Origin of the sequence: Paenibacillus hodogayensis, assembly GCF_039536325.1 — a bacterium.
Taxonomy (GTDB): Bacteria; Bacillota; Bacilli; order Paenibacillales; family NBRC-103111; genus Paenibacillus_AB; species Paenibacillus_AB hodogayensis.
In genome coordinates, this window is sequence record NZ_BAAAYO010000006.1 from 649,152 (window position 1) to 673,516 (window position 24,365).

Sequence of the window (24,365 nt, forward strand, 5' to 3'; positions counted from 1 at the left end):
TCCGCCGTTTGCGTACCTATAAGGTAACCGCGCCCCAACGGTTTTATAACTGAAAATGATGCCCTCCCGTTCCTGCAAATTCGCTGAATTTGCAGTTATTCCGTGATTATGGGCGGTATAACCCAATTAACGGGGATATTTCAGGGGTTAATCCCCATTTTTCACGAACTGGCGCCGATTTTCTGCACCCGAGCCAGCTCGATCATCTCGCGCGCATGGCTAAGCGTCGTTTCCGTCACTTCTACCCCGCCCAGCATGCGCGCCAGCTCCAGAATACGGACCGAATCCCGCACGTCCTCGACCGACGTGTACGTCCGCTCGCCTTGAACCGATTTATGGATCAAATAATGCGAATCCGCCATACACGCCACCTGCGGCAGATGTGTAATGGAGAATACTTGGCAATGCTTGGACAGATCGGACATTTTCTCGGCGATGGCCTGAGCCGCCCGTCCGCTGACGCCGGTATCGACCTCGTCGAAGACGAGCACGGGTATTTGGTCGACCCGCGCGAAAATCGATTTCATCGCCAGCATGATCCGAGACATCTCCCCGCCGGAAGCGATCTTCGCCAGCGGGCGGAGCGGCTCCCCCGGATTCGCCGAGATCATGAACTCCGCTTCGTCCAGACCGCTGCGCGAGATAACGGGCGGTTCGCCGATCGAAGAATGGCCGTTGCGGGCGAAATGAACGTCGAAGCGGGTCCGTTCCATATGAAGCGCCTTCAGCTCGCCTTCGATGCCCGATGCCAGACGTTTGGCCGCTTCCTGACGGAGCTCGGACAGTTTCGTCCCGATGACCAGAAGCTTTTCTTTTTCCCGCTCCAGCGCCTGCTCGAGCTTCCGCATCGTCTCATCCTTGTTCTCGATCAGTTCCAGCTCGTTCTGAATTTTTTGCCCATAGGCGATCATTTCCCCGATATTGTCCCCGTACTTGCGCCGAAGCGTCGAAAGAAGCGTGAGCCGGTCTTCGATCTCCTCCAACCGCTCCGGATTGAATTCGATGTTATCGCGGTAATCGCGCAGCTGAAACGCCGCGTCCTCCAACTGGTAATACGCCGACTGCATCTGCTCGAGAAGCGGACCAAGCACTGCCGCGTGCGCCCCCGCCACATCGGTGATGCGCGCGACCGCCTTGGCGATGGTGGACAAGCCTTTGGTTCCGTATAAAGCGTCGTATGAGTCCGCCACGTTCTGATACAGCTTTTCTGCATTAGCTAGTTTGCGCTTTTCTTCCAATAACGATTCATCTTCGCCGATTTTTAACTCCGCCGCCCCGATTTCCTCGATCTGGAACCGGTACAGGTCGGCCATCTGCAGCGCTTGCTTGCTCGTTTCCTGCAAATGCCGCAATTCCTTCTTCAACTGGGCATAGCGGTCGTAGCACTGCTCGAATTCGGAGCGAACGGGGACGATCCGGTCGGACTCGAACAGATCGAGCCATTCCAAGTGCGCTTCCGCCTTCATCAGCGACTGGTGCTCGTGCTGGCCGTGAATATTGACGAGACAATCGCCGACCTCGCGCAGCATCGTCAGATTGACAAGCTGTCCGTTTATCCGGCTCGTGCTTTTGCCGTGAGCGGACACTTCGCGCCTGACGATCAGACGTTCGGGGTCCTCGTGTCCCGTATCGATGCCGATCTTTGCCAACACGACAAACACCGGATGACCGGCGGCGATATCGAATTGCGCTTCAATCTCGGCTTTGTCGCAGCCGTAGCGCACCAGCTCCGCAGAGCCCCTGCCTCCGGCGATCAGACCGAGGGCATCAATGATAATCGACTTGCCGGCCCCGGTCTCCCCGGTCAATACCGAAAAACCGTTTCGGAACGAAACGGTTACTTGTTCGATCACAGCCAAATTGCGAATCGTCAATTCCGTAATCATCTGAATTCCTCCCGCCGCCGGCAACGTTATCCGAGCATGTCCAAAAACTGCTTGACCACGTCCGCGCTATGTTTCTTGGTCCGGCAAATGATCAGGATCGTATCATCGCCGCATATGGTTCCCATGATTTCACTCCATTCCAAACTGTCGATCAGTGAGCCGAGCGTATTGGCGGTGCCTGGCATACATTTCATGACGACCAGATTGTCCGTGAAATCGATATGCACAAAATGATCCGCGAGCGCCCGCTTTAGCCGCGGAACCGGATTCATTTTCTGGTCGGCCGGCATCGAATATTTATACCGTCCATCCTCGAGCGGAACTTTTATCAAGTGCATTTCTTTAATATCGCGGGAAATCGTCGCTTGTGTAACGTGAAACCCGGCTATGCGCATCTCTTCGACAAGCACGTCCTGAGTTTCGATTGCTTTGGATGTAATAATTTCCCTGATTTTAAAATGTCGCTGGGCTTTCATGCACAGCCTCCCCTTTTTAGTCCCTTTCGATCTCGAACGTAATTTGACGAATGGAGCGCAGCGTCGTATCGACATACAGCACCCCGGCTGCATCGGGGTAAAGCAAGCTGTAGACGAGCAGTCTTTCGCGAATGGCGCTGGCCGTCATCTCAAGCGGCTGCCGGTCGCGGGCCAGCTTGACGATGTACAACTCGTCCTCCTTCAGCACGAAGGCGTCGATGAATAGGCGTGTTTCCAGCTCCTGGCCGTCCAGCAACACGGTCACCGGCAGCTTCGTCTTCCCGGCGGCCACCTCGTAGCCTTCCGCGTTGAGCAGCCGGACCGCCTCGTCGGACGGAACGAATATTTCCTCCTGCTGCGGTATGGCCAGCATCGGTCGCGGCTTGTCGTACCAGTGACGGCCGCGGGCGTAAAACCAGATCAGGCCGGCCGCGATCAGCAGCACTATGACGAACGTGTCCCCGGTTCGCATCGCCAATCCCCCCTGCATGAAACATTCTAGAGGATGGCGGAAAATCCTTTCGAAAAGCCAAAAAACTCATCGGTTCCGATGAGTTCAAGCCCAAATCGTTAAAACGCTTGCGCAGCGGCCGCCACGGTTTCGCCAATCCGCTCTGTCCAGCCGGCCGGTATCGCGTCGCCGTGCGCCTCTTCCCCGCCGCCGGTTCCGTTCAGCGAGAGCAGCGCCAAAAACTCGATATTGCCTTCTCCACCTGTAATGGGTGAGTAGGTCAAGCCTTGCAGCTCGTAGCCGTTCCGGACGGCTTGAGTCAGTACGGCTTCCAACACCTCGCGGTGCACGCCGGGATCGCGCACGACGCCGGACTTGCCGACTTTCTCCCGTCCTGCTTCGAACTGCGGCTTAATCAAGGCGGCAACCTGCGCTCCCGGAGCAAGCAAAGCCCGGAGCGGCGGCAAAATCAGCTTCAACGAAATAAACGATACGTCGATGGAGGCAAACGTCGGCGCCGGTCCCGGCAAATCGCCGGGCTGCATGTAACGGAAATTCGTCCGTTCCATCACGCATACGCGCGGGTCGTTGCGCAAGCTCCAGTCGAGCTGGTTATAGCCGACATCCACCGCATAGACGTACGCAGCCCCGTTTTGCAGGGCGCAATCGGTAAAACCTCCGGTCGAAGCGCCGATATCGATCATGACCGCGCCCTCAAGCTTTAGATCGAATTCGCGTATCGCCTTCTCCAGCTTGAGCCCTCCGCGGCTCACATAGGGATGGATCGCCCCTTTGACCGTAATCGACGCTTCGCGCGGCACTTTGGTGCCCGCTTTGTCGATCCGTTCCCCGTCGACGATGACGAGGCCCGCCATAATGGCGGCTTTCGCTTTTTCCCTGCTATCGTAATACGCTTGTTCCACCAGCAGCAGATCAAGCCGTTCTTTATTGGAAGACATCGTTTGCCGCTCCTGCCCGTTTACGCGCGCTGCCGTCTGCGCGGCAGCATCGCCTTCATTTCCGTGACGATCCGTTCCGGCGTCAAACCGACTTCCTGACGCTGTTCTTTCGGACTGCCGTGCTCGACAAAATAGTCGGGTATGCCGATCGGTTTAATCTTCATACCGTAAATATCGCGTTCGGCATAAAATTCCAATACGGCGCTGCCGAAGCCGCCGCGTACGGCCCCTTCTTCCAGCGTCAGCAGATGGTAGCCTTCCTCGTACAGCCGAACGAGCATGTTCTCGTCAAGCGGCTTCAGGAAGCGCGCGTTGACGATAAGCGGCTGTATGCCTTCCGGCTTGAGCAGCTCCGCCGCTTGCGCAGCCAGCTCCAGCATCGGCGCTCCTGCCGCCAGGATGGCGAATTTTTCGCCGTCGCGGACCTTCTCCCACGTTCCGATCGGGATCGGCTGCGGATTCTCCTCCATCTTGACGCCCACGCCGTTCAGGCGCGGATAACGGACGGCTATCGGGCCGTCGTTGTATTCGATTGCGGTCTTCATCATGTGACGCAGCTCATTCTCGTCTTTGGGCATCATCAGCACCATATTCGGAATGCTGCGCATGAAGGCGATATCGTAGACGCCCTGATGCGTTTCACCATCCGCCCCGACGAAGCCGGCCCGGTCGATGGCGAAAACGACATTCGTGTTTTGCCGGCATATGTCGTGGATGATCTGGTCGTAGGCCCGCTGCATGAACGTCGAGTACACAGCGAAAACCGGCTTCATGCCTTCCAGCGCCAAGGCGGCGCACAGCGTCGCGGCGTGCTGCTCGGCTATGCCTACGTCGATCATCCGATCGGGAAACCTGTCGGCGAACTTGAGCAGCCCGGAGCCGCTCGACATCGCCGGCGTAACCGCCACGATCCGCTCGTCCCGCTCGGCCAGCTCGATCAGCGAATTGGCGAACACTTCCGTATACATCGGATGGCCGACCGCCTTGACGAATTGGCCCGATTCGATCTTGTAAGGTCCGCCGCCGTGCCATGATTGCGAATCGGCCTCGGCCGGCGAAAAACCTTTGCCCTTCACCGTAACGACGTGAATGAGGACGGGACCGTTAATGTTCTCCGCCTGCTTGAACGTATCCAGCAATTGCGTCAGGTTGTGGCCGTCGACCGGCCCCAAATATTTGAAGCCCAAATCCTCGAACCAGACGCCGGAGACGACCAAATATTTCAGGCTGTCCTTCATCCGTTCCGCCGTCTTGGCGAGCGTGCCGCCGATGGCCGGAATTTTTTTGAGGAAATGCTCGAATTCTTCCTTGACCTTGTTGTAATGCTTATCGGTGCGAATGCGGGACAAATAGTTGTGCAAAGCGCCTACGTTCGGCGCAATCGACATCTCGTTGTCGTTCAGCACGACAGTCAAGTTTTTGCGCTCGTGGCCGATATGGTTCATCGCTTCCAGCGCCATGCCGCCGGTCAGCGCGCCGTCGCCGATGATGGCGACGATCTTGTTGTCCTCGCCCTTCAGGTCGCGGGCCACGGCCATGCCCATGGCGGCCGACAGCGACGTGCTGCTGTGGCCGGCCTCCCAGACGTCATGCTCGCTTTCCGACATTTTGACGAAGCCGCACATCCCTTTGTACTTGCGCAGCGTGTCGAAGCGGTTTTTGCGCCCTGTCAATATTTTATGAACGTACGATTGGTGACCGACGTCGAATATGAACTTGTCTTTCGGGCTGTCGAACCAATAATGGAGCGCGAGCGTAAGCTCGACGACACCGAGATTCGGGGCCAGATGGCCGCCTGTTTTGGACAGCTTTTCAATCAGAAAGCCGCGTATTTCCTCTGCCAGCGTCTCCAGCTCGGGAACGCTCAGCGTTTTGAGATCGGCCGGACTGTCGATTCGATTTAGAAGCACGGTTGTGCCCTCACTTTCCGTCCCCATATTGCTTCGCGTTAACGCATCGGGAGCTATCGCTCCGAGTTGGCCGGTTCAAGGCCGGCCGCCTGCCGTACGGAAGGAATTATGGAATTTGCGCCATTGTATACTAGTATTGCCCCTTTGCCGGATATCACGTGCGACAATATGTAGGCAAGACCATGCGTTTGATCGTTACATACTACGACACATTATAACATATCCGCGAATTGACGCTCAATGATAGTCTACTCACGCCTGGACCACGGCTCGGTGACGCCGGCTTGTCCGGACACGCCAAAAAGCGGCGGCAACGCCTGTGAGCGCTGCGCCGGCATCAATGGTCCCTGCCCACCAAATAATCCGCCAGTTCGAACAGACGCTCCGGGTTGGCCAGCCGGGCGCGGCGAATCGCTTCTTTCCCCAGCTCGGTCAGCTCCGCCACTTGACGCCGAGATTCGTCCAAACCGATGAAGTAAGGGTAAGTCACTTTTTGCTGCTTCTCGTCGCTGTGGACCGCCTTGCCGAGCTTACCTTCGTCGCCGACGACATCCAGAATATCGTCCTGGATTTGAAAAGCCAATCCTACATTCGTCCCGAACGTCTCGAGCGCCTCCAACTGCTCTTCCGTTGCGCCGCCGATCCGTCCTCCGGCTTTGAGCGAGAAGGCGATCAGATCGCTCGTCTTATGCAGGTGAATATATTCCAGCTCGTCCAAGCGCGTAAGTCCTTGCTCTCCCTGCATGTCGGCCACCTGGCCGCCCACCATCCCCCGCGGACCGGCGTATTCGGCCAGCTCCCGGACGATAGAGAGTACGGTATCTGCGGGAACGCCGTGAAGTGCCGCTCCCGATGCCGCGTAAAAGGCGTGGGTCAACAGCGCGTCTCCGGCCAAAATGGCCATCGCTTCGCCGAACACTTTATGGTTAGTCAGCCGTCCCCGCCGGTAATCGTCGTTGTCGAGCGCCGGCAGATCGTCGTGGATAAGCGAATACGTGTGTACCATCTCCACCGCGCAGGCCACCGGCAAAGCCGCTTCCAGCTTGCCTCCGCACGCTTCCGCCGCGGCAATGACGAGAATCGGGCGGATTCGCTTTCCACCCGCCATCAGCGAATAAGCCATCGCCTCGCGCAGCACGTCCGGAACCGGCCAGCGGCCCGGCAGACTCGACAGCAGCTCCACTTCGATCCGCTGCGCATAGCTCTTGATGTAATCCGATATGGACGAGTCCGACATGTCGATTAATTCTCCCTTTCGTCCGTAGCCGGCTGGAACGGCTTTTTCACAAAGCTTCCGTTATCCTCCAGCAGCGTTTCGATTTTCCGTTCCACCTGCTCCAGCTTCGTCCCGCACAGATGCGACAGCGCCATACCGTCCTGGAACAGCTCGATCGCTTTTTCCAGCGGCACGTCCCCGCGCTCCAGCTTGGCGACGATTTGCTCGAGCTTGTCCATCGCTTCCTCGAAGCTGACCGCGTTATCCTTCTCCCCGTTGCTCATTCCCGTTCTCCTCCATTCCCCATACATGACAGTCCAGCTTGCCGTCGGTCAAACGTATGGTTACCATATCGCCGGGCTGTACCTGCCCGATCGAGTTGATGATGCGTTCCTGCCGCTCGTCGTAGACGAGACTGTAGCCGCGCTGCATTACCTTGAGCGGACTGAGCGCATCCAGCTGGCGAAGCTGGGAGGTAAACCTGTGCCGCGCGTCCTTGCTGACCGCCTGCATCGATTGAAGCAGCTGATGCCGGGCGACGTCGACGCGCTTGCGGGCATAGCCGAGCTGCTGCTTCGGATTATGCGCGGAAAGCTTCCGCTCCAGCCGGATCGCCGATTCGCGCGCGGCGGAGACCCTCTCCTGCAAGCGGAAGGCGAGCTGCTCGCGCAGACGGTCCAGCCGTTGCGCAGGCTCCTGCAGCTGCCTGTACGGCTGCGTCAGCACCGGCGAACGGCGCAGACGGTTCCACTGCTCGCGCTTGAAGTTCACTTGCGACGACAGTCCCTTGAGCAGCCGCTGCGACAAATGAGCGAGATGCTGCGCCAGCTCCAGATGATGCGGCACGGCAAGTTCGGCCGCCGCTGTCGGCGTAGCCGCTCTCAGATCGGCAGTGAAATCGGCTATCGTAAAATCGGTCTCGTGTCCGACCGCCGAGATGACCGGGATGGCCGATGACGCGATACTCCGCGCGACCATCTCCTCGTTGAACGCCCACAATTCCTCTAGCGACCCGCCGCCGCGCCCGACGATCAATACGTCGGCTTCCCCTTGACGATTCATCGCCTCGATGGCTCGGACGATGCTGGGCGCCGCCTGCGCCCCTTGCACAAGCACCGGAAACAGCAGCACCGGCACGGACGGATACCGTCTTTGCAGTGTCGTAACGATATCCCGGACCGCCGCGCCTGTCGGAGACGTAATGACCCCGACGGCGCGCGGAAATTTCGGTATCGGTCTCTTTCTTTCCTGCGCAAACAGCCCTTCGTCGCCGAGCTTTTTTTTCAGCCGTTCGAACGCCATGTACAGATTGCCGATGCCGTCCTGCTGCATCTGCGTGACGTACATCTGGTACTGGCCGTCCCGCTCGAAGACGGATATGTTGCCTCTGGCGACCACCTTCGCCCCGTCGCGGGGAATAAACGAGAGCCGCTGATTGTTCGAGGCGAACATGATGCACTTGACCCGGCTGTCGGCGTCTTTAAGCGTGAAATACATATGGCCGCTGGAATGATGGGTAAAATTCGACAGCTCCCCGCGTACCCAGACGTCCTGGAGCAGCGAATCCCCTTCCAGCTTCATCTTGATATATTTCGTCAAATCCTTGACGGACAAGACGTTTTGCTTCGTTTGCATCGGACTCGTCGCCCCACTTCCGCGCTGCTTACCCGCGCAGCGTTTTGGCCGCCTGCAGCGTATTTTGCAGCAGCATCGTAATCGTCATCGGGCCGACGACGCCGGGAACCGGCGTGATCGGGCCGGCAATGTCCACGACGTCGGCAAAATCGACGTCTCCAGCCAGCTTGCCGTCGTCCAGACGGTTAATCCCCACATCGATGACGATTGCGCCCGGCTTCACAAACTCCTTCGTGACGAACTTCGCCTTGCCGATCGCCACCACAAGAATGTCCGCCTCGCGGCAAAGCTCTTTCATATTCGCGGTACGCGAATGGCATACCGTAACGGTCGCGTTCTCGCGCAGCAGCAGCATAGCGACCGGCTTGCCGACAATATTGCTGCGGCCGATGACGACCGCTCTTTTGCCCGCGATGTCCGTCCCGGTCCGTTTGATGATTTCGATAACGCCGGCCGGGGTGCATGGCAGCAGGCTCGGCTTGCCTATCGACAAATTGCCTACGTTAATCGGATGGAAGCCGTCGACATCTTTCTCCACGGCGATCGCGTCGATAACGGCATCTTCCGAAATATGCTTCGGCAGCGGCAGCTGTACCAGAATGCCGTGAATACTCGTGTTGCGGTTCAGCTTGTCCACCAAGTCGAGCAGCTCGGCCTGCGTCGTCTCCGCCGGCAGCCGATGCACCTCGGAATAGATGCCTACCTGCTCGCACGCCTTTGCCTTGTTGCGTACATATACGGCCGAAGCCGGATCTTCCCCAACGAGCACGACGGCTAGACCGGGGCGGAAGCCTTCCGCCGCCAGTGCGTCGATCTCTTCTTTTAGCTTGCCGCGTATGTCGCTTACGAGTTGTTTGCCGTCTATGATATGCTGTGTCACTTTCCAATTTCCTCCCCGTTATCGCTTCCGTATGAGAACGGTGCCGATTTACCGGCTGGCCTCGAAGCTGCTCTTGATCTGATCCAATTCCTTGATCAGCTTGCCGAGAACGCCGTTGACGAACTTACCCGATTCGTCGGAGCCGAACCGCTTTGCCAATTCGATCGCTTCATTGACGACAACCTTCGGCGGAACCTCGTTCGTAAACAGCATTTCGTATGCCGCCAAACGCAATATTTGCCGGTCCACCTTGGACAGCCTGTCCACCTTCCAGCCCGTCAAGTATACGCTAAGCGTCTCGTCGATCCGTTCCTTCTGTCTGATCGTACCCACTACGAGATCGGACAAATAGAGCGAGCCGGCGACTTCCCCGCTGCCGATTTCCAACTCCGCCTCGTTGTCGCTGCGCGCTTCCTCCAGCGACGTCTCGATCGCCGTCTCCGGCGACACCTCATTCATGTCGATCTGGTACAAGCTTTGCAACGCGATTTCCCTGGCCAATCTACGCTTCATCGCGCGAATCATCCTCCTGCCTACATTCCGGAACGTCTATGCGTTCAATATACCACAATCTACATGCAAAAAAGAAGAAGGCCGTTTCCCGATGGGACCGCCTTCCGCCGTTTCAACGAAACCATTTCCAGCGATCCGCAAGCCGACTGAGCTTCTCCATCCATTCGTCCGCGTTCAGCCTGAGCCGTCCCGCGTCGAATTTGCTGCCCAAGTAAGCGCAGATCGAAACGATAAAAGCGAATATCAACATATCCCAAAAGCCGCTAATCAAATAAATAATGCCCAGAAACAACCCTGAAGCGATTCCGATCAGGCGGCCTTTATGCCGTTCCCAAAGCTCGTTCCACATCGCGCAAGCCACCTGCCTTTATTCGACTCTGCTCTTAAACGTCTGAGACTGCATGACGTTGGCGACGAACACGGATACGTTCGCAACGGGAATGCCGGTAATCTCTTCAATATGTCCTTTGACCGAGCGCTGCATCTCCTCGGACAGCTCGGGAATCGAGTTCTCCCCGTCCACGACAGCCCGTATGACAACGTCAAGCCCCGCGTCGCTAACCGACACCCGGGCTTTCATATCTTTTACGCCTCTTACCCGTCCAGCCGCTTTGAGCGACAAATTTTCCACGGTTTCGAGCGAAATGCGGATGTCCCCGAAGTCGGTCCGCTGATCGATCGAAGGAGCTTGTCCGCGTCCCCGTCTGACGGCCACAAAGAAAAACCGACAGGTCACGAGCAGCACGAACAGGCCGATCGCGATCGCCGGATAAGCGGTAGACCCTTCGTAATACAAATTGCGCAAAAAGTTGGCGGACGTATCAATCGGCACCCACCCGAAAGATGCGGTCAAAAAAAAGACGACGCTGACACCGATTATCAGCGTATATAGGAAAAGCAGCAACCGGTCCAATACTTTGATCACGCTGGTACGTCCCCTTCCGCATAGGCGGGGGCGATGGGTTGTCCTTCACCGGACAACCCGCTTCCCCCAAGACGGGCCCCAAGCCTTACTTGACTCGCAGCACCGCCGTTTCTTCTTCTTGTGGCGCTAATTTATCCGGTGTCTTGAATTGCACGTCGTGAATATGCACGTTAACCTCGACGACGGAAAGTCCGGTCATCGATTCGATCGTTTGCTTGACATTGCGCTGGATCGAGCTCGCCACCTCGGGTATCCGGTTGCCGAATTCTACGATGATGGATACGTCGATAGCCGCCTCGCGCTGACCAACCTCCACCTTGACGCCCTTGGACAAGTTTTTGCGTCCGAGCAGCTCCGCAATACCGCCGCCGAATCCTCCGCTCATGCCCGCTACGCCCTGCACCTCTACGGTCGCCAGTCCTGCAATCACCTCGATGACTTCCGGGGCGATCTGGATCGTTCCGATCTCGGTCTTCTCATAATCCGCAGCCAAAGTACTCATGTATACAACACCTCCCAGACGTCTCGTCTATACTATTACTATACCATTTTGCCATTTTTATGACAAACGATACGGGGCCTGCCCCTTACGATTCCGGATCGTTGACGTCATGCTCCTCGAGGAACTTGATGTCGAACGTTCCCGCCTGAAACAGCTTGTGATCCATAAGTTTAAGGTGAAACGGAATCGTCGTATGGATGCCTTCTACCGCGAACTCGCCAAGCGCCCTGCGCATGCGCGCGATCGCTTCATCGCGGGTCGGCGCCCATACAATCAGTTTGGCGATCATAGAGTCGTAGTGAGGAGAGATCGTATACCCCTGATACGCCCCGCTGTCAACCCGTACGCCCGGACCGCCCGGCGGCAAGTAAAACTGGATAAGGCCGGGGGACGGCATAAAATTGCGCTCCGGATCTTCGGCATTGATGCGGCATTCGATGGACCAGCCGTTGATGACGACGTCCTCCTGCCGGAACGATAGCGGCTCGCCTTGAGCCACGAGAATCATTTCCTTGATGATGTCGATGTTCGTAATCATCTCGGTAACGGGGTGCTCGACCTGAATGCGCGTATTCATTTCCATAAAATAAAACCGGCCGTCCTCGCCGAGCAGGAATTCCAGCGTGCCGGCTCCCGAATACTGGACCGCCTTGGCCGCTCTGACGGCAGCTTCGCCCATCGCCGTGCGCGTTTCGGGCGAAAGCACCGGGCAAGGGGCTTCCTCCACGAGCTTCTGTCTGCGCCGCTGCACCGAGCAGTCCCGCTCGCCCAGATAGACGGCGTTGCCGTGCTTGTCGGCCAATATTTGAATTTCGACGTGCTTCATGCCCGTCAAATATTTTTCCAGATATACGCCCGCATTGCCGAACGCTTTCTGCGCCTCCTGCTGGGCCGTGGCGATCTGCTGGACGAGCGATTGTTCGTCCTCGGCGATGCGGATACCCTTGCCTCCGCCTCCCGCCGTCGCCTTGATAATGACCGGATAGCCGATTTCGCGGGCAATTCGCACCGCTTCGTCCATATCCTCGATCAGACCTTCGGAGCCCGGAATAACCGGCACGTCCGCATCCTTCATCGTCTGCTTCGCCACCGCTTTGTCGCCCATCTTGCTAATCGCTTGCGGGGACGGGCCGATGAACGTAATGTTGCATTGCTCGCATATTTCCGCGAAGTCGGCATTCTCGGCCAAAAAGCCGTAACCCGGATGCACGCCGTCCGATTCGGTCAGCGTGGCCACGCTCATTATATTCGTAAAGTTCAAATAGCTGTCCTTGGACAGCGTCGGACCGATGCAATACGCTTCGTCCGCCAGACGGACGTGCAGCGAATCCCGGTCGGCCTCGGAGTAGACGGCTACGGTGTAAATGCCGAGCTCCCGGCAGGCGCGAATGATGCGCACCGCGATTTCGCCGCGGTTAGCCACCAATACTTTTTGAAACGTCATGTGCGCGTTAGCCTCCATTTATTCCGGTTTCACCAGGAACAAAGTTTGTCCGTACTCGACCAGTTGGCCGTTCTCGACCAAAACGTCGACGATCTCGCCCTTGATCTCGGCTTCGATCGGGTTCATCAGCTTCATCGCCTCCAAAATGCAAACCGTCGTCTTCTCACCGACGCGGTCGCCGACGCTGACGAACGGAGCTGCGCCAGGGGCCGAAGCCGAATAGAACGTGCCGACCATCGGGGACGTAATTTTATGCAAGCCCTCGCTCGGATCGGCAGCCGGAGGCTGGGCGACCGGGCCGGTTTCCGGTGCGGCATTCTGGGCCGTATGCGGCGCCACGGCGTATACCGGCGGCTGCAAAGGCGAATAATGCTGGTTGGGAGGAGTATGCGTCACGACGACGGATTCGGTTTTATTCGGTTTACGGATTAAAAGGCGCGAGCCTTCGTTTTCAATTTCAAGCTCCTGCACGGTGGTCGAATCGACCAGCTTGATCAGCTCTTTGATTTCGCTCAATTTGAACATTTCCATGGTTCACTCCTTCGACGATTGTGAAGCGCTTGCTAAGACAGGCAATGTTTGTATTATAGCACAACCGTCAATCGCACATAAACAAGATTATGAGGCGGGCCGCACGGGAACGAAGAAGACCTCCGGATTCGGAGGTCTCCCGCGCGGTATGCCGGCTCGGGCCGGAAGCTTACTTGACGTACTGTACCGTCACTTTATCCGGCGCTACGTTCATTTCTTTCATGACCAAATCGACGATCGAGACGCCTTGGCTTTTTTCCAGTTTGGCGGCCTGTACGACGACTTTCCATCTGCCGCTCTCCTGAAGCACGATCGCATTGTGGAAATCTTTGGCCAATTGGTCTTCCAGACTGGTCACTTTCTCGTCCTGATCCTGCAGTTTTTGAAGCTCGTTCATCGCCTGCGTCACTTCTTCGCTCGATTTCTTGGCGTCGAGCTGGACCGATATTAATTTTTCCGTTTGCTTGGCGAGTTCCTCGTTGCGCTTTATGAAGGCGGCCGCAAAATAATCGCTGCCCGACGTCGCCTTGGCGGTCACTTGCTTGAGCACTTCCTCGTCCGTTTTGGCGCCGGTCGAGGCACCCGCGGTTGCTTTGGCGTCGGGGGCCGGTTTATTGGCAGCCGCGCCTTTGTCGGTTGCATTATCGGTCGTCGCTTTGCCTGCGGCGGCACTTTTATCGGCAGCACCCTTCTTCTCGTCGGCGGCCGGATCGGCGGAAGCCGGATTCGCTTTCGTTGCAGAGCCGGTGGCGATCGTATCGACCTTGATTTCGTTGCCGGCGGCCTGCTTCGATGTCAGGTCCAGGTCGTTCACGTCTTCGGTAAACAGGTAATAAGCGGAGAGTACCACCATCAAGCTGAGCATGGACACGAGCCAAACCGTTTGTCTTTTCGTATTCATTGTTTTCGTCCTCCTTAAATAGTGGATTAAATCGTTATTGCTTGCGGGGCAATACCGAGATGCGATGCGCCGGGACGTCCAGTCCGCGGCTGACCGCTTCCGCGATCATCTGCTTGACCGTCAAATTTTCGGCACCTTTGGCGACAACGACAACCCCCCTTATGCGCGGCTTTATTTTTTTTAACACGATCGGAGTTTGCCCGCCCGAGGCTTGGTACAGGACGATTTCTCCAGAACGCGAGATTTCGGTAATGTGCCTGGTGGAGCCGTTCTGATCCTTCTCGTCGGTGATGTGCTGGGTATCCTTCGCATTGGAGTGAACGATCGTTTCCTCCGTCGATTCGATCGTGACGAGAACCTCCACGTCCCCGACCGCGACCACCTTCTGCAAAATGTCCCGAATGGCCGCTTCGTAAGCATGCTCGTATTCGCCGAATCCTGCTTTGTCGTTCGGGTCCTTTCCCGCAAAGGCCTGCTCGGCCAACGGCGGAGCCGCCCCGCTCTCCCCTCCCGGCTGCTCGATCGTCTTGACGTGCAGAAACGAGTTGAGAACCATAAGGGCGACCCCCAGCAAGCCGAGCAGCAGGAGCCATCGGAATGCGCTGACCCGCTTGGGCCCGCCCGGCCCGCCGCCTACCCGCTGCTCCAGCCATTGCAGCCATTTCGCCATGAGATCACCTCCCTTTTCCCGTTTCCGACTCGTACAACAGCGTCACTTGGCTGCGATTAAGCTTCCATTGCCGATTGAGCTGCTCGTATACCCGCTGCTTGGCTGCCTGCTGCGCTTCCGTCAGCTTGCCGTCGTCCTGCTTGACCGTCGAACCGATGCGGATGTCGATGTTCACCGGCTCCACGGCCGCGATCGGCTTGCGCGACGGCGACTGGCGCGTCTGCTCTTCCCCGGACGACGCCTCTCTATGATCAAGGATCACCTGCATGTGCTTCATGCGGGGCGTTCCGTTATTGTCGTATTCCATTTGCAGCTTGACTTGCTTGACGCGAACCTCCGCATCGTCGCCGATGCTCTGCTGCAGCTCGGCGGCCAGTTGGCTCTCCGTCAGCTTCTGCGCTTCGCTGCGGTCGGTTTGCCGCCAGCGGTCGGCATCCTGCATGATCGCCGTCAGCGACCGCATCGAGCCGAACGTCTTTTCCCCGTTCTTGTCTTCGCCCAGCTGTTCGACCGAGGCGAGCATTTTGCCCGTATCCCACTTTTGCTGGAATAGGGACAGCAGCGGCGATAGCAGCGTGAGTAAGATGAACAGCCCGAGTACCGTTCTGACATAGCGTTGAAAGGCATTGTTCGGCAGCAGCAACTCGACGAAGGCGGCCAGCATAACGACTACGATAATGTCCTTCAGCCAGCCGTTCAACCATTCCATCATCGGTACCGCCCCTTTTCGCCAAAGTTAGTCGCCCCTCGTCACCTCATCATGACCGATACGTTGCCGACCGTAATAATGATCGTGACCGCCAGGAAGAACATGAAGCCGACGACGGCCAGCGAAGCGAATACGTAGATCAGGCTTTTGCCGATCGTCTGCAGACACTGGATGATCGGGTTCGAGCCGAGCGGCTGCATGACGGCGGCGGACACGTTGTAGATGAGCGCCAGCGCCATAATCTTCATCGCCGGGAACGCGCACAGGAAGACCAGGATGATGACTCCGGACAGGCCGACCGCGTTTTTGACAAGCAGCGAAGCGCCGATGACGGTTTCGGAGGCGTCCGAGAACAGCCGACCGACGACCGGAATGAAGTTGCCGGTCACGTATTTAGCCGTGCGGATCGTCACCCCGTCGGCCACGGCGCCGGTTCCGCCCTGCACCGAGATGACCCCGAGGAAGACGGTAACCATGATGCCTAGAGCGGCTACGCTGACTCGCCTGAGCAGGTTGGCCAGCTGCGTCACCTTGTATTTGTCGCTGATCGAGCTGACGATGTGCAGCACGGCGGAGAAGAAGAGCAGCGGGAACACCACCGTGTAAATAAGCGTGCCGACCGCATGGATCATAAATACGATGAGCGGATGCAGTACGGCCACCGAGGCCACGTTGCCCATCGCTCCGAGCATCATCAGCATGAGCGGTATCATGGCGATCATGAACTGGATCATGCTCGATATCGCCGACTTGGCGTAGCCGATCGCTATGCTGAAGCTGTTGATGGCGATCAGCAGCAGCACCAAGTACGTGATCGCATAGGCGATTTTGCTGACATTGTTGCGTTCGAAGGCGCTTTGCAGCGATTCGAGTATCATGCTGAAGACGGTCAGGATGACGATGGACGAGAGCAGCTTGCCCCCGATCAGCACCTCGTGCAGAAAAAACTTGCCGATCCCTTCGAATATCCCCTTCAGCGAAAAGCCTTTGCCTCCCGGCACGACCAGCTCCATGAAGCTCGGAGTTTGACCCCCAGGGAAATAGGAGCCGTATTCTTTCATCAGTTGCTTCCAATAGTTCTCCACCTCGTCTGTCGGCAGCCGCTCCGCCTGCTCGCGGATGATCGCATCCGCTGGCGACCCGGCGTGGGCGACCGTTCCGGCAAAAGCGATCCATACGAGGAACACGACGACTGCGGCGATGGACCACCTTTGCTGTTTCAACCGGCTCCCTCCCGTCGTTGTCGCTTCCTGGCTGCGTCGCCCCCGCCCGAACGGCGACTGCGGCCGAATGGCGGCTGCGGCCGGAACCCCGTCCGCGGCGCCCGTTCAAGCGGGCAGCAGCTTGACTACCGTTTCGATGATGACGGTAATGATCGGAATCGCCATGACCATAATCAGCACTTTGCCGGCCAGCTCGATCTTCGAGGCGATCGATTCGAGCCCCGAGTCGCGGACGATCTGCGCTCCGAACTCGGCAATGTAGGCGATGCCGATAATTTTCATAATCGTCTTCATGAACATAACGTTGATGCTCGTGAGCGCCGAAAGCTGCTCCAATATGTCGATGACTGCGGATATTTTGCCTAGCAGGAACAAGAAGATGTAGATACCCGTAATCGTTACGAGCAGGAACGCGAACAGCGGTTTGTGCTCTTTCAGCACAAGCGTCAATACGGCGACGACAAATCCGATGCCGACGATCTGGATCATTTCCATAGAACCACCTACTGGAACAAAAAGATCGTCTTGATTTCCTTGAACAAGTCGTCCAGCAAGCTAACGACCATAAACAGGACGACGACGAAACCGATCACCGTCACCCAATGCGCCATATCCTCTTTGCCCATCTGTTTCAGTACGGTATGGATCATCGCGATGATGATGCCGATGCCGGCAATTTGAAAGATGGCGTTGACATCCACATTCATTTCCCGCACCCCTTCTGGGACAAAGTCAGACCTCGAATCGTATTGTGGAACCGGCAGCGCTTCTTGCCCGGCAAGGGATCGTCCATTCCAGACATGCGTACCGTTTCAGGTCTGACTTTGTACTAGTACATCAGAATGACGACGAAAGCCGCGGCCAGCACCCCCAGGCTTCTCCACATCTTCTCGTAGCGCCGGGCATCGTCCCAGGCAACTTGCTCCTCGGCCTGTAGCAGGCTCACAGCCAGCCGCAGATGCTTAGTCTGGTCGTCCCGGTCGCTGATGCCCAAAGTAAAGCTCATCTGGCTTAAAATTTCCCGTTCATTCGATGACAGGGCGGTATATTTCCAGCAAGTCTCCAGCGCATCGCGCCAGCTTTCCCCGGCAGTTTTGCCGGAACCGTTCATCATCGGCTCCGCCGCCGTCCGGAACAGCAGGGCCAACTTCGGCTCCAGCGTTTCGGCCAGTCGGAGCAGCGCTTCCGGCAGCGGCGTATAGCCGTACGTCATTTCCGTCTCGAGCCGCTGCAGCGCGTGAATCAATTGGCGGATCTGGCGCGGCCGTCGGGCGTACTGCGAAGCCTTGGCGAAACCGAACATCGTCCCCGCCAGCAGCACGATCATCGCCCCGAACAGCTTCAGCATAACGTCCTCCCGGTTTCCCTCAGCGCCGCCCCGCCCAGCTCGGCCAGCTTGCGGCCGGCTTCGTCCCGTACCGTATAGCGCGTGCCTTCGCGGGGAGTGCGAGACAATTCGACGATTCTGGCGAACATCCGGTCCGCGATCATGCGCCGCATGACCGGTCTGTCGCCGATGTCGGCCGCATTCCGGCCGTGAGCGGTGGCGATGACGCGCACGCCGGCATGCAGCGCTTCCTGGAGAGCCGCCGCATCCGCCTCGCGGCCGATTTCGTCGACGACCAGCACCTCGGGGGACATGGAGCGGATCATCATCATCATCCCTTCGGCTTTAGGGCATCCGTCGAGCACGTCGGTACGCGGGCCGAGGTCGAACGCCGGGACGCCTTTGACGCAAGCGGCAATCTCGGAGCGCTCGTCGATAATGCCGACCCTCAGCCCCGTTCTTGCTGGACCTCCCGAGCTCTCCGCTCCGGCGCTGATCATCCTCGCCAGATCGCGGATCAGCGTCGTCTTCCCTTGTCGGGGCGGCGAGACGATCAGCGTCTGGTGAACGTTGCGGGCCGCCTCGTCCCATAGCGCCGGCAGCAGCGTCCGGCCGATGCCGGGAATCGCTCTCGCCACGCGGATATTGAAGCTGCCGACATCGCGGATATGCTTCACTTCCCCGCGCTCCAGTACCGTCTTGCCGGCCAGGCCGACGCGATGGCCACCAGCGACCGTAATATAGCCGCGGCGCAGCTCCTCCTCGAACGTATAAAGCGAATGGTTCGTCAGCAGGTCCAAGAGCTTCAGCCCGTCCTCTTTCGAGGGTCGATATCCATTGTCCGGCTCCGCCGACAACGTTCCGAGCGGAGTGACGAACCGCGAATCGCCGTCGATCACCAGCTCGAGCGGCCTTGCTTCGCGTATGCGGATTTCTTCGAGTCGATCGCGGGCCTCGTCCGGCAGCCTCTCTATCAATCCGCGTATCGTTGCCGGCAAAAAAGCTAGAATCGGTTGCATGGCTGTTAGTCACCTCCCGGTTTGTCCGGGTCTACTCTCATCTATATGCCCGGACAGGCGTATTATTCCGCTATTTTTTCAAGATGCCTATGAAAATGCAGGCAACTCCCACACCGACCCATAGCATTTTTGTAAATGACAGCTTTTCCGCCAATCCTACCAAACCGATCGTCGTCGTCGTTAGGAGAATCAAAGGACCGACGATCGCCAGTCCGGAATTGACAAGCAGCGCCTTGTCCACCTGATTGAGCCTGAGCATCAGAAGCGCCGCGATAATCTCCAGGCTGCCCGACATGAGCCGGAGGCTGGCCATCCCCAGCACGATTTTGTTAATCATTCGCCTCTTCCCCTTCCAGGCGCCGGATAGCGGGGCTCCCCCTTTGTCCAAAACGCCTTTTTCCCATCTTATGCGGGCAAGGCCCTTTTTAGGCATAGGGGCACCACCGTCCGGGCGAATGCATATATTGCTCCCAGACATCATACAAATCCTTTACAGCGAGGAGACTTGTTTTATGGACGTAACTTCACGGCTGGAGTGGCATCCGCTGCTGCTGGACCCGACCGGCTGCCGGTCCGCCAAGCCGCGGACGAACGGGCAGACGATGGTCATCGACAAAGGCCTCGGGCTCCATGCCATGGAAGATTTGCTGCAAACGTCGGCTCCTTATATCGACCTGCTCAAAATCGGTTTCGGTACGGCCGCGCTTTATCCGACCGACTTGCTGAAACGCAAAATAGAGCTGGCCCGGCAGCACGATATCGCCATCATGCCGGGAGGCACTTTCCTGGAAGTCGCTGTTGCCCAGGAGACCGTAGGCGAATTTTTCGATATGGTGCGGCTGCTCGGCTTTACCGCCGTTGAAGTGTCCGACGGAACGATCGAACTGGACCGGCATACGCGCAACGAGCTCATTCGCCGAGGCCGCGAGGCGGGGCTGCTTGTCTTTACGGAATACGGGAAAAAGCTGTGGGGATCGACGATCGATACGGAAATGCTGCTGGAGACGGTCCTTATCGACCTGCAGCATGGGGCGGCGCTCGTGACGATCGAAGCGCGGGAATCCGGGACGGGGGTCGGCATCTTCGACGAGAACGGCCAGTGCCGGGATGAGGAGCTGCGGCAGATCATGCAGCTGCTGCCCGATCCGGACCGTATTCTATGGGAAGCTCCACAGAAGCAGCAGCAGATCTATTTATTGAAAGCGCTCGGCAGTTCCGTCAATCTGGGCAATATTGCGCCGCATGAGCTGTTTTCGCTGGAAACGCTGCGCAGGGGGCTTCGTTCGGATACGTTCGTCAAGCCTTTATAGGCTGTAAACCCGCGAACCCGTCCTCCGAAGGGGTACACAATGGCACCAGTCCCCCCATTCACGCGATCGGCTGCCCATTCTGGTCTATTACCGGATATTCGCACTCCAGCGCCATTGTGTACGCCCCCGAAGCCAGCGAACAGTATTGCGGCGAAGCCGAGCTAAGCGGCTGCGGCAGCAAGCGCCCTGACTTGGGTCGACGGCGATACGCATCATCACTTCCATATAAAGCGAGGGATCGGGCATGCAGGTGGACGTCATCTCGACCGTAAACGAAGCGAGATCGGACGACTTTATTCAGAAGACGGTTATCGTCATCGATGTGCTGCGCGCGACGAGCACTATCGTTACGGCGCTGGCGAGCGGCTGCTCGGACATCGTACCCGTAGAGACGGTCAATCAGGCCAGACCCTACCAGGGAACGGACTGCCTGCTGGGCGGAGAACGTTTCTGCAAAAAAATTACCGGGTTTCATCTCGGCAATTCGCCCGCCGAATATGCGGCGCCGGAGATCGCGGGCAAGCGGATCGTGCTGACGACGACGAACGGGACGCGAGCGGTGCATAAAGCGCAGCGCGCCGGACGGCTGCTGATCGGCTCCTTCCTGAACGCCGAAGCTTGCGCCCAGACGGCCTTCTCGCTTAACCGCGACATCGTCATTGTATGCGCCGGCACGCAGGATGAATTTTGCCTGGAGGACGGCTTATGCGCCGGGCTGCTGCTCCGGTACGTACGCCAGTATGACGAAGAGCGTACCCGGACGAACGATACGGGTACGGCTATGCTGCTGGCCTACGAGACGGCTCGCGAACGGCTGTCCGAAACACTTCTGGCTTGCGCCAGCGGACAGCGTCTGACCCGGCTGGGCCACCGGGAGGACGTCTTGTTCTGCTCGCAGACGAATCACTTCGATCTCGTTCCGGTATGGAAGGAGCAGGCGCTCGTCCGGTTCTAATCCGTTTGCCGGCACACATACACATAGTAAAAAGTCATGCCTGGGCCCGGTGTATGGTGTGGGGTAGTCCGCAAGCCGGCACGGTCCGGGCTGTACCCGCAGATTTTCGTACCGCAGGAAAAAGATTGTACGGGCGAGTCAAGCTTCCGGCTCGTCGTGCGGTTTTTTTCCTTCTTTACCAATTCGCGTCGGACAAGGGGTTATCGTATGAATGGCGAACTGCTGCTTCTGTTGTTGATTATCGTAGGCATGATCGGCCGGTCGCCGATCATCACGACGGCCGCTTGTATTTTGCTGGTGGTCAAGCTGATCCATCTGGAACGCTATTTGCCGACGATCGAACGCAGAGGTCTGGAACTGGGCCTTTTGTTTTTGACGATGGGCGTTCTGGTTCCATTCGCCAGCGAGCGCATCTCCACGAAGGATATTGCTGCCGTCTTCACCTCTTGGCCGGGCATTATCGCGCTTATCGGCGGAGCGATCGCCACGTACATGAACGGCAAAGGACTCGATTTGCTGAAAATCGACCCGCAGCTGATCGTCGGTCTTGTCATCGGCTCCATCTTCGGCATCATCTTCATGCGGGGCATCCCCGTCGGTCCGCTTATGGCCGCGGGCATTACCGCCCTGCTGCTGAAAATCGCCACTTTCCTGTTCGGAAAAATTCATTAGCGGTTTAGCGCGTAACACGGAGTCGTTCATTAAACGGTGTAACAGGAAGCCGTCCTCATCCGTCAAACGAATGCGGCGAAACTTGCGGGAGGAGTCTCGTAATGTCGCTTGTGAGAGAAATGGCGCGTAACACATGCGGTCTGTGGTCGGCCGACTGCCGTCATGCAGCGAAACACCGCGCGCCGGGAGCTGCGCACGGTGCGAAAGAGACACAGCCTCCCTTCTAAACTGCGCTCTTATCGACGAATGCTTCTTGCCTAAACAGCGCAGCTTGCCGACGAATGCTACTTGCCTAAACAGCGCAGCTTGTCGACGAATATCGCAACCTATCGTTTAAGCGGCGTTACCTTCGCTATCAAGCGCGTCAGTCGATCGTCTAAAGCCGCCAAATCGTCGCGAATTCTCGTTGAATCCGCAAGACTCTTGTGGTAGTGTATCAGAAGAGTCTGTATAGGAGGAGACACCAATGGCTTTGAAAGTGTGCAAGTTCGGCGGGACCTCGCTTGCGTCCGCCGATCAGTTTCGCAAAGTTGCCCGTATCGCTCTGGCCGACGCCGATCGTAAAATTGTCGTCGTATCGGCTCCGGGAAAAAGAGACAAACCGGACACGAAGGTGACCGACCTGCTTATCGCCTACGCCGATGCCAAACTGGCCGGTTCGGGTGCCGAAGCTGTGGAGCAGGCGATCTTGGAACGGTTTGCCGGCATTATCGAAGGACTCGGGCTGCCCGGGGAGCAATTCGAAACCGTCAAGACGATATTGATTTCGCGCGGCGAAGGCGACCGCAGTCATCGCGCCCGGTATATCGATTCGATTAAAGCGTTGGGTGAAGAGTTCAGTGCCCGCCTGCTGGCCGCCTTTTTGCAAAAGGAAGGGCACGATTTCATATATGTCGATCCGAAGGATGCCGGTCTCGTGCTGAGCGATGAGCCGGGCAACGCGCAAGTGCTGCCGGAATCGTACGAATTGATTCGTCCGCTGCGCGACAGTGCTCATCGGATCGTATTTCCCGGCTTTTACGGTTACGCCAAGAACGGCAATCTCGTAGCGTTCCCTCGCGGAGGCTCGGATATTACCGGCGCCATCTTGGCCGCGGCGGTCGAGGCCGACGTTTACGAGAATTTCACCGATGTGGACAATGTGTTCGCCGCCGATCCGCGCGTCGTGGACAAACCGGCAGCGATCCATGAAATGACTTATTCGGAAATGCGCGAGCTGTCGTACGCCGGTTTCTCCGTCCTGCATGACGAAGCGCTTCAACCGGCGTTTAACGCCAAAATCCCGGTCCATATCCGCAATACGAACAATCCGGAGTCGAAAGGTACGTTGATTTCGCTCGAACGGCATAACGACGAATTCCCGGTCGTGGGGGTCGCCGGCTCTGCGGATTTCTGTACCATTTTCCTGAGCAAATATTTGATGAACCGCGAGAAAGGCTTCGGCCGCCGGCTGTTGCAAATTATCGAGGATGCCGATTTGTCCTACGAGCATATGCCTTCCGGTATCGACAACATCTCGGTCATCATCAAGCAATCCTCGCTGACGCCGGAGGTGGAGCATCGCGTGTTGGAGCGTATCCGCAGCGAACTCGCTCCCGACAAGCTGCTGATTCAACGCGGCATCGCTCTGATCATGATCGTCGGCGACGGCATGACGAAGCAGATCGGCATCGCCAAGCGGGCGACGGGCGCTCTGTCCGACAATGCGATCAACCTCGAGATGATTAACCAAGGCGCTTCCGAGAATAGCATCATGTTCGGCATCCGCAACGAGGACATGAACAAAGCGATCGTTTCTCTGCACAATGCTTTTTTTGGAAAGTAAAATGAGGCTTTTTCACTCAAGGTGATTCTTCGATCGGGTTCCGCCGCATGTTCGGGCGGGGCTCTTTTCGTTTTTGCTTAATGCTCGAAGGAACATTACCCTTGCGAGTTTGCTTTGATTTTCGCGAGCTAGTGCTCCTTCTGACATTAACTTTGCAGGATGGGCCAGTTTTCCCTCTTTTGGACCGGATTCGGATGCGCTTAGTGCTCGAAGGAGCATTATCTGTGCGAGTTTGCTTCGATTTTCACGAGCTAGTGCTCCTTCTGGCACTAGCTTTGCGGGATGGGCCAGGTTTCCCTCTCTTGGACCGGATTCGGATGCGCTTAGTGCTCGAAGGAGCATTATCCTTGCAAGTTTGTTCCGATTTTCGCGAGATAGTGCTCCTTCTGGCATTAACTTTGCAGGATGGGCCAGTTTTCCCTCTCT

The 24,365-nt window shown here is 57.5% G+C and carries 28 protein-coding genes; 4 read left to right on the forward strand and 24 right to left on the reverse strand.

Features of this window, described 5'->3' with window-relative positions; all coding sequences use genetic code 11:
- Positions 1-161 precede the first annotated feature (161 nt).
- From recN to ABD796_RS14165, 24 genes are all read right to left on the reverse strand, one after another.
- Complete coding sequence (recN, locus tag ABD796_RS14050) at positions 162-1,886, reverse strand: DNA repair protein RecN (RefSeq protein WP_344908734.1); 1,725 nt, start codon at positions 1,884-1,886, stop codon at positions 162-164.
- Between the two features lie 26 nt (positions 1,887-1,912).
- Positions 1,913-2,362, reverse strand: a complete 450-nt coding sequence (gene ahrC, locus ABD796_RS14055; RefSeq protein ID WP_344908735.1) for a transcriptional regulator AhrC/ArgR — start codon at positions 2,360-2,362, stop codon at positions 1,913-1,915.
- Positions 2,363-2,378: 16 nt separating this feature from the next.
- Positions 2,379-2,834: a hypothetical protein gene (locus ABD796_RS14060; RefSeq protein WP_344908736.1), complete on the reverse strand. Its 456-nt coding sequence runs from the start codon at positions 2,832-2,834 to the stop codon at positions 2,379-2,381.
- Between the two features lie 98 nt (positions 2,835-2,932).
- Positions 2,933-3,772: a TlyA family RNA methyltransferase gene (locus ABD796_RS14065; protein WP_344908737.1), complete on the reverse strand. Its 840-nt coding sequence runs from the start codon at positions 3,770-3,772 to the stop codon at positions 2,933-2,935.
- Positions 3,773-3,792: 20 nt separating this feature from the next.
- The gene (gene dxs, locus ABD796_RS14070; protein WP_344908738.1) at positions 3,793-5,709 is read right to left on the reverse strand and encodes a 1-deoxy-D-xylulose-5-phosphate synthase; all 1,917 of its coding nucleotides are present in this window, start codon (positions 5,707-5,709) and stop codon (positions 3,793-3,795) included.
- Positions 5,710-6,019: 310 nt separating this feature from the next.
- On the reverse strand, positions 6,020-6,919 hold the full coding sequence (locus tag ABD796_RS14075) for a polyprenyl synthetase family protein (protein ID WP_344908739.1): 900 nt from the start codon (positions 6,917-6,919) through the stop codon (positions 6,020-6,022).
- A gap of 5 nt (positions 6,920-6,924) precedes the next feature.
- Complete coding sequence (gene xseB, locus ABD796_RS14080; RefSeq protein ID WP_344908740.1) at positions 6,925-7,182, reverse strand: exodeoxyribonuclease VII small subunit; 258 nt, start codon at positions 7,180-7,182, stop codon at positions 6,925-6,927.
- On the reverse strand, positions 7,160-8,533 hold the full coding sequence (gene xseA, locus ABD796_RS14085) for an exodeoxyribonuclease VII large subunit (protein WP_344908741.1): 1,374 nt from the start codon (positions 8,531-8,533) through the stop codon (positions 7,160-7,162). Before xseA ends, xseB begins: the two co-directional genes overlap by 23 nt.
- Positions 8,534-8,561: 28 nt before the next feature.
- Positions 8,562-9,413 (reverse strand): bifunctional methylenetetrahydrofolate dehydrogenase/methenyltetrahydrofolate cyclohydrolase FolD, encoded by an 852-nt coding sequence (gene folD, locus ABD796_RS14090; RefSeq protein ID WP_344908742.1) that lies wholly within the window; start codon positions 9,411-9,413, stop codon positions 8,562-8,564.
- Between the two features lie 48 nt (positions 9,414-9,461).
- On the reverse strand, positions 9,462-9,926 hold the full coding sequence (nusB, locus tag ABD796_RS14095; RefSeq protein WP_344908743.1) for a transcription antitermination factor NusB: 465 nt from the start codon (positions 9,924-9,926) through the stop codon (positions 9,462-9,464).
- A gap of 112 nt (positions 9,927-10,038) precedes the next feature.
- Complete coding sequence (locus tag ABD796_RS14100) at positions 10,039-10,275, reverse strand: DUF2273 domain-containing protein (RefSeq protein WP_344908744.1); 237 nt, start codon at positions 10,273-10,275, stop codon at positions 10,039-10,041.
- 18 nt (positions 10,276-10,293) lie between these two features.
- Positions 10,294-10,851: an alkaline shock response membrane anchor protein AmaP gene (amaP, locus tag ABD796_RS14105; RefSeq protein ID WP_344908745.1), complete on the reverse strand. Its 558-nt coding sequence runs from the start codon at positions 10,849-10,851 to the stop codon at positions 10,294-10,296.
- 85 nt (positions 10,852-10,936) lie between these two features.
- A complete protein-coding gene (locus ABD796_RS14110; protein WP_344908746.1) occupies positions 10,937-11,353 on the reverse strand; it encodes an Asp23/Gls24 family envelope stress response protein in 417 nt (138 codons plus the stop codon).
- An 85-nt stretch (positions 11,354-11,438) separates the two neighbouring features.
- On the reverse strand, positions 11,439-12,797 hold the full coding sequence (gene accC, locus ABD796_RS14115) for an acetyl-CoA carboxylase biotin carboxylase subunit (RefSeq protein ID WP_344908747.1): 1,359 nt from the start codon (positions 12,795-12,797) through the stop codon (positions 11,439-11,441).
- Positions 12,798-12,815: 18 nt separating this feature from the next.
- The gene (accB, locus tag ABD796_RS14120) at positions 12,816-13,322 is read right to left on the reverse strand and encodes an acetyl-CoA carboxylase biotin carboxyl carrier protein (RefSeq protein WP_344908957.1); all 507 of its coding nucleotides are present in this window, start codon (positions 13,320-13,322) and stop codon (positions 12,816-12,818) included.
- A 175-nt stretch (positions 13,323-13,497) separates the two neighbouring features.
- A complete protein-coding gene (locus ABD796_RS14125) occupies positions 13,498-14,229 on the reverse strand; it encodes a SpoIIIAH-like family protein (protein ID WP_344908748.1) in 732 nt (243 codons plus the stop codon).
- A 34-nt stretch (positions 14,230-14,263) separates the two neighbouring features.
- Entirely contained in the window at positions 14,264-14,899 is a 636-nt protein-coding gene (gene spoIIIAG, locus ABD796_RS14130) for a stage III sporulation protein AG (RefSeq protein ID WP_344908749.1), read from the reverse strand.
- A gap of 4 nt (positions 14,900-14,903) precedes the next feature.
- Positions 14,904-15,611, reverse strand: a complete 708-nt coding sequence (gene spoIIIAF / locus ABD796_RS14135) for a stage III sporulation protein AF (protein ID WP_344908750.1) — start codon at positions 15,609-15,611, stop codon at positions 14,904-14,906.
- 38 nt (positions 15,612-15,649) lie between these two features.
- Positions 15,650-16,831 (reverse strand): stage III sporulation protein AE, encoded by a 1,182-nt coding sequence (spoIIIAE, locus tag ABD796_RS14140; RefSeq protein ID WP_344908751.1) that lies wholly within the window; start codon positions 16,829-16,831, stop codon positions 15,650-15,652.
- 105 nt (positions 16,832-16,936) lie between these two features.
- On the reverse strand, positions 16,937-17,326 hold the full coding sequence (gene spoIIIAD / locus ABD796_RS14145) for a stage III sporulation protein AD (protein ID WP_344908752.1): 390 nt from the start codon (positions 17,324-17,326) through the stop codon (positions 16,937-16,939).
- Positions 17,327-17,334: 8 nt separating this feature from the next.
- On the reverse strand, positions 17,335-17,538 hold the full coding sequence (gene spoIIIAC, locus ABD796_RS14150; RefSeq protein WP_110840056.1) for a stage III sporulation protein AC: 204 nt from the start codon (positions 17,536-17,538) through the stop codon (positions 17,335-17,337).
- Positions 17,539-17,660: 122 nt separating this feature from the next.
- A complete protein-coding gene (gene spoIIIAB / locus ABD796_RS14155) occupies positions 17,661-18,179 on the reverse strand; it encodes a stage III sporulation protein SpoIIIAB (protein WP_344908753.1) in 519 nt (172 codons plus the stop codon).
- A complete protein-coding gene (gene spoIIIAA / locus ABD796_RS14160) occupies positions 18,173-19,177 on the reverse strand; it encodes a stage III sporulation protein AA (protein ID WP_344908754.1) in 1,005 nt (334 codons plus the stop codon). Before spoIIIAA ends, spoIIIAB begins: the two co-directional genes overlap by 7 nt.
- A 70-nt stretch (positions 19,178-19,247) precedes the next feature.
- Positions 19,248-19,514, reverse strand: coding sequence for a YqhV family protein (locus tag ABD796_RS14165; RefSeq protein WP_344908755.1), 267 nt, complete (start codon positions 19,512-19,514; stop codon positions 19,248-19,250).
- A 175-nt stretch (positions 19,515-19,689) separates the two neighbouring features.
- On the opposite strand from ABD796_RS14165, the gene comA reads away from it, so the two are divergent.
- The 4 genes from comA to ABD796_RS14185 all read left to right on the forward strand — a co-directional run bounded on the left by comA (position 19,690) and on the right by ABD796_RS14185 (position 23,939).
- Complete coding sequence (gene comA / locus ABD796_RS14170) at positions 19,690-20,487, forward strand: phosphosulfolactate synthase (protein ID WP_344908756.1); 798 nt, start codon at positions 19,690-19,692, stop codon at positions 20,485-20,487.
- A gap of 244 nt (positions 20,488-20,731) precedes the next feature.
- A complete protein-coding gene (locus ABD796_RS14175) occupies positions 20,732-21,442 on the forward strand; it encodes a 2-phosphosulfolactate phosphatase (RefSeq protein WP_344908757.1) in 711 nt (236 codons plus the stop codon).
- 207 nt (positions 21,443-21,649) lie between these two features.
- Positions 21,650-22,114 (forward strand): DUF441 domain-containing protein, encoded by a 465-nt coding sequence (locus tag ABD796_RS14180; RefSeq protein WP_344908758.1) that lies wholly within the window; start codon positions 21,650-21,652, stop codon positions 22,112-22,114.
- 466 nt (positions 22,115-22,580) lie between these two features.
- Complete coding sequence (locus tag ABD796_RS14185) at positions 22,581-23,939, forward strand: aspartate kinase (RefSeq protein WP_344908759.1); 1,359 nt, start codon at positions 22,581-22,583, stop codon at positions 23,937-23,939.
- Positions 23,940-24,365 lie beyond the last annotated feature (426 nt).

Excerpts from the sequence above, each read along its gene's own strand:
- recN (WP_344908734.1), bottom strand. The coding sequence starts at position 1,886 with ATGATTACGGAATTGACGATTCGCAATTTGGCTGTGATCGAACAAGTA.
- ahrC (WP_344908735.1), bottom strand. The coding sequence starts at position 2,362 with ATGAAAGCCCAGCGACATTTTAAAATCAGGGAAATTATTACATCCAAA.
- ABD796_RS14060 (WP_344908736.1), bottom strand. The coding sequence starts at position 2,834 with ATGCGAACCGGGGACACGTTCGTCATAGTGCTGCTGATCGCGGCCGGC.
- ABD796_RS14065 (WP_344908737.1), bottom strand. The coding sequence starts at position 3,772 with ATGTCTTCCAATAAAGAACGGCTTGATCTGCTGCTGGTGGAACAAGCG.
- dxs (WP_344908738.1), bottom strand. The coding sequence starts at position 5,709 with ATGGGGACGGAAAGTGAGGGCACAACCGTGCTTCTAAATCGAATCGAC.
- ABD796_RS14075 (WP_344908739.1), bottom strand. The coding sequence starts at position 6,919 with ATGTCGGACTCGTCCATATCGGATTACATCAAGAGCTATGCGCAGCGG.
- xseB (WP_344908740.1), bottom strand. The coding sequence starts at position 7,182 with ATGAGCAACGGGGAGAAGGATAACGCGGTCAGCTTCGAGGAAGCGATG.
- xseA (WP_344908741.1), bottom strand. The coding sequence starts at position 8,533 with ATGCAAACGAAGCAAAACGTCTTGTCCGTCAAGGATTTGACGAAATAT.
- nusB (WP_344908743.1), bottom strand. The coding sequence starts at position 9,926 with ATGAAGCGTAGATTGGCCAGGGAAATCGCGTTGCAAAGCTTGTACCAG.
- ABD796_RS14100 (WP_344908744.1), bottom strand. The coding sequence starts at position 10,275 with ATGTGGAACGAGCTTTGGGAACGGCATAAAGGCCGCCTGATCGGAATC.
- ABD796_RS14110 (WP_344908746.1), bottom strand. The coding sequence starts at position 11,353 with ATGAGTACTTTGGCTGCGGATTATGAGAAGACCGAGATCGGAACGATC.
- accC (WP_344908747.1), bottom strand. The coding sequence starts at position 12,797 with ATGACGTTTCAAAAAGTATTGGTGGCTAACCGCGGCGAAATCGCGGTG.
- accB (WP_344908957.1), bottom strand. The coding sequence starts at position 13,322 with ATGTTCAAATTGAGCGAAATCAAAGAGCTGATCAAGCTGGTCGATTCG.
- ABD796_RS14125 (WP_344908748.1), bottom strand. The coding sequence starts at position 14,229 with ATGAATACGAAAAGACAAACGGTTTGGCTCGTGTCCATGCTCAGCTTG.
- spoIIIAG (WP_344908749.1), bottom strand. The coding sequence starts at position 14,899 with ATGGCGAAATGGCTGCAATGGCTGGAGCAGCGGGTAGGCGGCGGGCCG.
- spoIIIAF (WP_344908750.1), bottom strand. The coding sequence starts at position 15,611 with ATGATGGAATGGTTGAACGGCTGGCTGAAGGACATTATCGTAGTCGTT.
- spoIIIAD (WP_344908752.1), bottom strand. The coding sequence starts at position 17,326 with ATGGAAATGATCCAGATCGTCGGCATCGGATTTGTCGTCGCCGTATTG.
- spoIIIAC (WP_110840056.1), bottom strand. The coding sequence starts at position 17,538 with ATGAATGTGGATGTCAACGCCATCTTTCAAATTGCCGGCATCGGCATC.
- spoIIIAB (WP_344908753.1), bottom strand. The coding sequence starts at position 18,179 with ATGCTGAAGCTGTTCGGGGCGATGATCGTGCTGCTGGCGGGGACGATG.
- spoIIIAA (WP_344908754.1), bottom strand. The coding sequence starts at position 19,177 with ATGCAACCGATTCTAGCTTTTTTGCCGGCAACGATACGCGGATTGATA.
- ABD796_RS14165 (WP_344908755.1), bottom strand. The coding sequence starts at position 19,514 with ATGATTAACAAAATCGTGCTGGGGATGGCCAGCCTCCGGCTCATGTCG.
- comA (WP_344908756.1), top strand. The coding sequence starts at position 19,690 with ATGGACGTAACTTCACGGCTGGAGTGGCATCCGCTGCTGCTGGACCCG.
- ABD796_RS14175 (WP_344908757.1), top strand. The coding sequence starts at position 20,732 with ATGCAGGTGGACGTCATCTCGACCGTAAACGAAGCGAGATCGGACGAC.
- ABD796_RS14180 (WP_344908758.1), top strand. The coding sequence starts at position 21,650 with ATGAATGGCGAACTGCTGCTTCTGTTGTTGATTATCGTAGGCATGATC.
- ABD796_RS14185 (WP_344908759.1), top strand. The coding sequence starts at position 22,581 with ATGGCTTTGAAAGTGTGCAAGTTCGGCGGGACCTCGCTTGCGTCCGCC.